Origin of the sequence: Psychrobacter vallis (genome assembly GCF_904846715.1) — a bacterium.
Lineage (GTDB): Bacteria > Pseudomonadota > Gammaproteobacteria > Pseudomonadales > Moraxellaceae > Psychrobacter > Psychrobacter vallis.
Genome location: NZ_CAJHBU010000027.1, coordinates 21,657 through 27,656 on the forward strand (window position 1 = coordinate 21,657; position 6,000 = coordinate 27,656).

6 protein-coding genes are annotated in these 6,000 nt (G+C 38.3%); 3 read left to right on the forward strand and 3 right to left on the reverse strand.

Going from position 1 to position 6,000, the window contains the following annotated elements; all coding sequences use genetic code 11:
* Nucleotides 1-327: 327 nt before the first annotated feature.
* The 3 genes from JMY02_RS12910 to JMY02_RS12920 form a co-directional block, all read right to left on the reverse strand.
* Nucleotides 328-702, reverse strand: a complete 375-nt coding sequence (locus JMY02_RS12910; protein ID WP_021815067.1) for a hypothetical protein — start codon at nt 700-702, stop codon at nt 328-330.
* A gap of 366 nt (nt 703-1,068) precedes the next feature.
* Entirely contained in the window at nt 1,069-1,347 is a 279-nt protein-coding gene (locus JMY02_RS12915; RefSeq protein WP_021815066.1) for a peptidylprolyl isomerase, read from the reverse strand.
* Nucleotides 1,348-1,511: 164 nt separating this feature from the next.
* On the reverse strand, nt 1,512-1,943 hold the full coding sequence (locus JMY02_RS12920) for an Lrp/AsnC family transcriptional regulator (RefSeq protein ID WP_201598953.1): 432 nt from the start codon (nt 1,941-1,943) through the stop codon (nt 1,512-1,514).
* A 168-nt stretch (nt 1,944-2,111) separates the two neighbouring features.
* Here JMY02_RS12920 and JMY02_RS12925 point away from each other — a divergent pair, with 168 nt between their 5' ends.
* The 3 genes from JMY02_RS12925 to JMY02_RS12935 all read left to right on the forward strand — a co-directional run bounded on the left by JMY02_RS12925 (nt 2,112) and on the right by JMY02_RS12935 (nt 5,802).
* A complete protein-coding gene (locus tag JMY02_RS12925; RefSeq protein ID WP_201598956.1) occupies nt 2,112-3,206 on the forward strand; it encodes an ornithine cyclodeaminase in 1,095 nt (364 codons plus the stop codon).
* 148 nt (nt 3,207-3,354) lie between these two features.
* The gene (locus JMY02_RS12930; RefSeq protein WP_201598959.1) at nt 3,355-4,314 is read left to right on the forward strand and encodes an arginase; all 960 of its coding nucleotides are present in this window, start codon (nt 3,355-3,357) and stop codon (nt 4,312-4,314) included.
* An 87-nt stretch (nt 4,315-4,401) separates the two neighbouring features.
* On the forward strand, nt 4,402-5,802 hold the full coding sequence (locus JMY02_RS12935) for a YjiH family protein (RefSeq protein ID WP_201598962.1): 1,401 nt from the start codon (nt 4,402-4,404) through the stop codon (nt 5,800-5,802).
* Nucleotides 5,803-6,000: the final 198 nt, after the last annotated feature.

A 6,000-nucleotide genomic window follows, 5' to 3' on the forward strand; every position in this document is an offset into this window, starting at 1 on the left:
TGCATCTGCTAATGCAGGGGCACTAGAGCTTGCTAAAAGCGTGTGCCCAAATCCGAGCATTTATTTAAATATAGTCGGTGAAAAGTAATATCGATACAACCCGTACTGCTGGTGCAAATTTTTCTTGTTTGCTGTGCCATTGCTGCCAGAGGCTGCAAAAATTTTACACCAGCAATACTGTAGCGACTTTAAAGTATTTCAACTATAGGAGGCGACGAGCAGGATAAGACCCAAGAGTTGCCCTAATAAAATAGGGTGCTGGCTGCAAAATTTTATTAGGGCTTAGCTGTGGCAAAATCTAATATGTAGCGATGAATAACGACCATTTCACCTATTATCTGTCTCAGTGATATCAATTTTTTTCTCTAGTTCTATGATCTGTAGTTTATAGTTTTTATAGTGATCTTTTTGGTTCTCTTCTTTTTTCTTTAAAGTTTTTTGAGATAAAAGGTGGTATAGCGAGGTCAAACCTCTTTTAATATTTTTGATTTCTTCTGAGGACAAGCTTATGTATTTGTCAAAATCAGGGGATTTTATTTTTGCGCATAACTCAAAAAGCGTCAGGTTAAAATTTTGATAGTGTTGTTTTATTAAATCTTCTGTTGACTGGTTGCTATATTGAATATTTTTTTTCATTAAAATAAGCAAAGCACTATCAATCAAATTCTTTTCATAATCTGTCAAACATAAATAACTGCTCATTATATCTACTCTCTGTTGTTACGAGATTTCTGTCTAAAAGATAATAAATTGACCACCCTAGAGCAACGTGAAGCATTTGGTAGCGCTCCAAAAACTTTTACTCAGTCAGCCTAACTTAATCTTTATGCCTTGAAAATCTTCATTGATATACGTCATACAGCCAATAATTCAGAAGAATCAACGCATTCTATAGAACAAAAATGAAAGTATAGTGACAAGTGAGAAAATAAAGTGACGGGGTGCATTCTTAAATATAAGAAATACAGCCGTCATAATCTATAGTTATAACATCAGATCATTGATGAGTCAGGATAATGTTTAGGGCATACCTCAGTCGGCTTACAATCAAAGCTTGGACTCTAACGCTTACGTCCTGTAAAGCACTTTAACCACATGCCAGCCAAATTTGGTTTTTACTAAATGTGGGATGAAGAGTTCACCGCTGAAGCAAATTTTATCAAATGCCGGTACCATGTCACCTTTTTCGAACTCACCTAAATGACCCCCTTTTTTGCCTGATGGACAGGTGGAATGTCGTTTGGCGAGCACATCAAACGCCGCGCCTTTTTTAAGCTTGGCAATAATGTCTTCAGCCTGTTCTTTGTTTTTTACTAAAATGTGTAATGCGCTAGCGGTACGAGCCATAACATGAACCCTTCATAAAATATCGATTATCGGAGCATTATATCATTACTTACCTTGGTTACTAACTTCACTTTTAGGCTCCCCTGAGCGGCTTAATCAAAAAATCCTAATTCAATATCTATGGGATGGACAGCACCGTTTATGTAGTTGTGAATTCAATTACATTACAAACTCGAAAGCAGAACACTTGTTTCGCTGTTCAGAATGCCATCAATTTCTCTTACTTGACGCAGCACCTCATCAAATTCTCTCAAACTTGTCGTGTGTATCTCTGCTACCAAGTCCCACGCCCCATTGGTTGTATGCAGCTTAATGAGTTGCGGGATACCTCGTAACTTCCTAATCACTTGTGACGTAGACTTTCCTGTCACTGCAATCATCATCATCGCTTTGACGGTTTCTTTATCTAGTGCCTCATGCACTCGAATCGTAAATCCTAAAATAGCGCCATTATGAATCAATCTGTCCAATCTGTTTTGGACAGTGGCTCGCGAAACTTTGAGTTTTTTAGCAAGGTTTGAGATAGTTGCGCGGCCGTCTTGTCGAAGTTCAGATATCAGTTCGCTATCTAAAGAGTCATAAGTGTAGTACGCCATAAAAATGCTTCCTTCATTGAGTTTTGACATTATGATAAATAGCACCTAACAATATGTCAAAAAAATGTCAATATTTAATAACTTATTGACATTTTAACTGACAATTATAGTTGGTAGCATATTGATTGTCGGTTTAATAAATAATATTCATGGAATGGAGCAAAATTAATGTCTAAATTTATCGTATCTCAAAAGCAGGGTGTGCCATTTGTTAGCGTACAGGCGATGGCTGAAATAATAAGCAATCATGGTATAGAGCAGACCATAAAAGAATTGGTAGATGCTTTAGAGCAAGATTTTTCTCGTTGGGATCAGTTCGAAAAATCCAGTCGCTTTGCTTCTCATTCCAAAGATGGTGTCATAGAGTTGATGCCTGTCAGCGATGGAGATATGTTTGCGTGCAAGTATGTCAATGGCCATCCCATCAATACCAAGCGTGATTTACAGACGGTAGCCGCTTTTGGCGTGTTGTCTGATGTCGACACAGGCTATCCCATTTTATTGACAGAAATGTGCATTTTAACCGCACTGCGCACGGCGGCGACCTCGGCACTGGTTGCCAAATATTGCGCGCCTAAAAACGCCCAAACGTTGGCGCTCATTGGTAATGGTGCTCAAGGAGAGTTTCAGGCGATGGGTATGAAAGCAGTGGTTGGCATCTCAAAAGTGCGTTTATATGATGTCGATCCAGCTGCGTCTGAAAAAGTAGCGCATAACCTTGCCGATTCAGGCCTAGATATTACCATTTGCAAAACAGCAGAAGAAGCGGTTGACGGTGCAGATATCATCACTACCTGTACCGCAGATAAGAAAAACGCCACTATTTTGCGTGATGACATGGTCAAAAAAGGCGTCTATATCAACGCCATCGGTGGCGATTGCCCTGGCAAAACGGAGCTAGATGCCAACATCTTGTTAAGAGCCGATCATGTCATTGTAGAGTTTGAACCACAAACCCGTATCGAAGGCGATATTCAACAGCTCTCTCAAGACTTTCCTGTGACGGAGTTCCATCGCATCGTAAACGGTGAGAAAGAAGTGCGCAGCAACGATAATAACTTAGTGGTATTTGATGGTGTTGGTTTTGCTTCAGAAGACTTTACGGCTTTAGTATTTTTGCGTGATTTGATCAAAAAACAGGACGCATATGAGCTACTTGATTTGATCCCTCATCAACAAGATCCCAAAAACCTCTATTCGGTAGTGAAAGCGCACAGTAAAGATCATAGTGCAGTGACGCGTGAAACCATGGCTACAGCGTAAGTAATCGATACAAAAAATGATGATACCTTCTCATTTTACGTAATGCTGAAAAGTAGCATCATTTTTTAAGAAGTCTAATATAGAAAAAATAAATGTAATTCTAAATCTAAAAGATAAAAAAATTGTTTTATGTAATGGAGACAAAATAATGAATGATCTAATGAAAAATGTGCGAATAGTAGAAGTGTATTCAGATGTCGCAGGGCATAAAAAAGGCGCGTCACTAGGAATCGATGCATTGCGCGCATCATCAAAAGAGATGAATGCAGACTACTATGAAAAACTGCAACTTGACAGTATCAAAAATGAATATATACATGAAGAAGAATCGCCATTTAAACATGCAAAATACGCTGATGTGATTGAGCCTGTTATTTCTAAATTGGCACACAAAATAAAAGAGATAAGAGAGGAGAATCAATTTCCTATCGTTATCGCAGGTGATCACTCTAGCTGTGCAGGAACGATGCATGGTCTCAAGATGGCGCATCCTGATGCTGAGATCGGTGTAGTGTATATAGACGCACATGCTGATTTCCATTCACCATACACCAGTGGTTCAGGGAATATGAATGGCATGCCTTTGGCAATGGCGTGTGCAATCGATAACTTGGAATGTAAACGCAATGAGCTCTCTGACGTAGAAAAAGAATATTGGGAGCGACTAAAATTTATGGCATCTGATGAGCCGTCAATTAAGCCAGAAAACGTGGTGTTTTGTGCGGTTAGAGATTACCAAGAAGAGGAGATGGAATTAATCAAAAGACATAAAATTCCTTTATATAGTGTGGCTGAAATAACGAAAAAAGGCATCAGCGCCACAGTAGCAGAAATCTTCAAAAAACTAGAATATTGCGATCATATTTATGTCTCATTTGATGTTGATAGTGTTGATCCCTTATACGTCCCAGGAACTGGTACGCCTGCAATGAATGGTCTGTCTTATGAACAAGCCATGCAGCTTAATATAGAGCTCATAAAGAATGAAAAAGTATGTTGCTGGGAAATGGCAGAAATCAATCCCCTGTACAACAATTCAAAAGATGACTCAACTAGAATATTTAAAATTTTAGAAGAAGTGACACACTCTCTTTTAAATAATTACTAGTATGAAATATCAAAAATGAGTTGAGAAATTCAACATAAATAAAAAATATCTAGGTTGATCAAAAAGGGACAGGGAGCAACAAATAACATGGACGTTAAAGCTAATTATTTAAATCAAGATGTTAGTAGCATCAGTATGAAACAGTTTTTAAAGTTTTTTATACCTTCTATGATAGGTTTGATCGTCTTCGTATTTCCCATTCCCTATGTAGATGGCAAGTTTGTCAGCTACTCAGACGGGTTTACCATTCCTATCGCTGTGCTAAAAGATTATATACAAGGTTATATGAGCGACTTTTTACCATTGCTCGTTGTCATCTCAATTATGATTACGGTGGTTGGTAGCTTATATACTAAAATCATGAAACCTTCATTGATTTTAAACAATGAATTTTTGAATAATTTGCTAAATGTTAAAACGTCTTGGCTGATTCTTAGAATGCTTGGTGCGTTTTTCGCCGTCGTGACCTATTTTCAATTTGGGTTTGAGGCCATATATTCAGACAGCATTGGTGGTCTATTGTTGTACGAGTTGATGCCCATACTTTTTATTGTATTCTTCTTAGCAGGTTTATTACTGCCGTTGTTGCTTGATTTTGGCTTATTAGAATTTGTTGGTGTTTTATGCACTAAAGTAATGAGACCGTTATTTGGCCTGCCGGGCAGATCATCTGTCGATTGCTTGGCGTCATGGTTAGGCGACGGCACTATTGGCGTATTATTAACGGATAAGCAATTACAAAGTGGGTTTTATACCAAAAGAGAAGCTGCCGTGATTGCGACCAGCTTTTCAGCGGTTTCGGTTACCTTTTGCTTGGTGGTGATCTCCCAAGTCAAGCTAGAAAGTTACTTTATCAATATGATTGGCGTGGTTGCATTATGTGGTATCGTTTGTGCGCTCATCGTACCAAAATTGTTCCCTTTGTCTAAAATTGAAGATACGTATATCACAAAAAACGATGAGGTGGATTGTGAAGCTATTCCCAAAGGAAAAACGTTATTCAACCATGGCTTACATAAAGCCGTTCAAAAAGCAGAAAAGAGCCCCAGTTTTTTTACTTTTTTAAACGATGGGTTAAAAAATATTTTGGACATGTGGATCGGAATACTACCTATCGTCATGGCAATCGGAACTTTAGGTTTGATTGTTGCAGAAAAAACGCCTGTGTTTGACTATTTAGGCATGCCGTTTATTCCATTCTTGGAGCTATTGAATATACCGTTTGCAGCAGAAATGTCAAAAACTATTATGGTTGGTTTTGCAGATATGTTCTTACCGGCTATTATTGGCTCTTCAATAGAATCAGAGTTAACGCGATTTGTCATTGCTTGCTTATCGGTCTCTCAATTGATCTATATGTCGGAAGTCGGTGGATTGATTTTAGGAACAAAAATTCCCGTTAGTTTCTTTCAGCTATTAGTAATTTTCCTACTAAGAACCGTTATTTCATTACCGATTATTGCGTTATGTGCGCATATGATTTTTTAATGACATTTAGCTGTCAGTTTAGCTTCGTAAGAGAATTTTTAAATAGCATTTTCTGAAAGCTGGCTATACCACGTCCGAACAAGAAATTAGCAGCAAAAAACCACCTAACCGCATATCGCTGTTTGAACTGACCCCCGAAACTTGGACAGTTTAGTTTAACCCAAGGACTGAGTTCTGTACTGCACAGGGCTCAGTCCT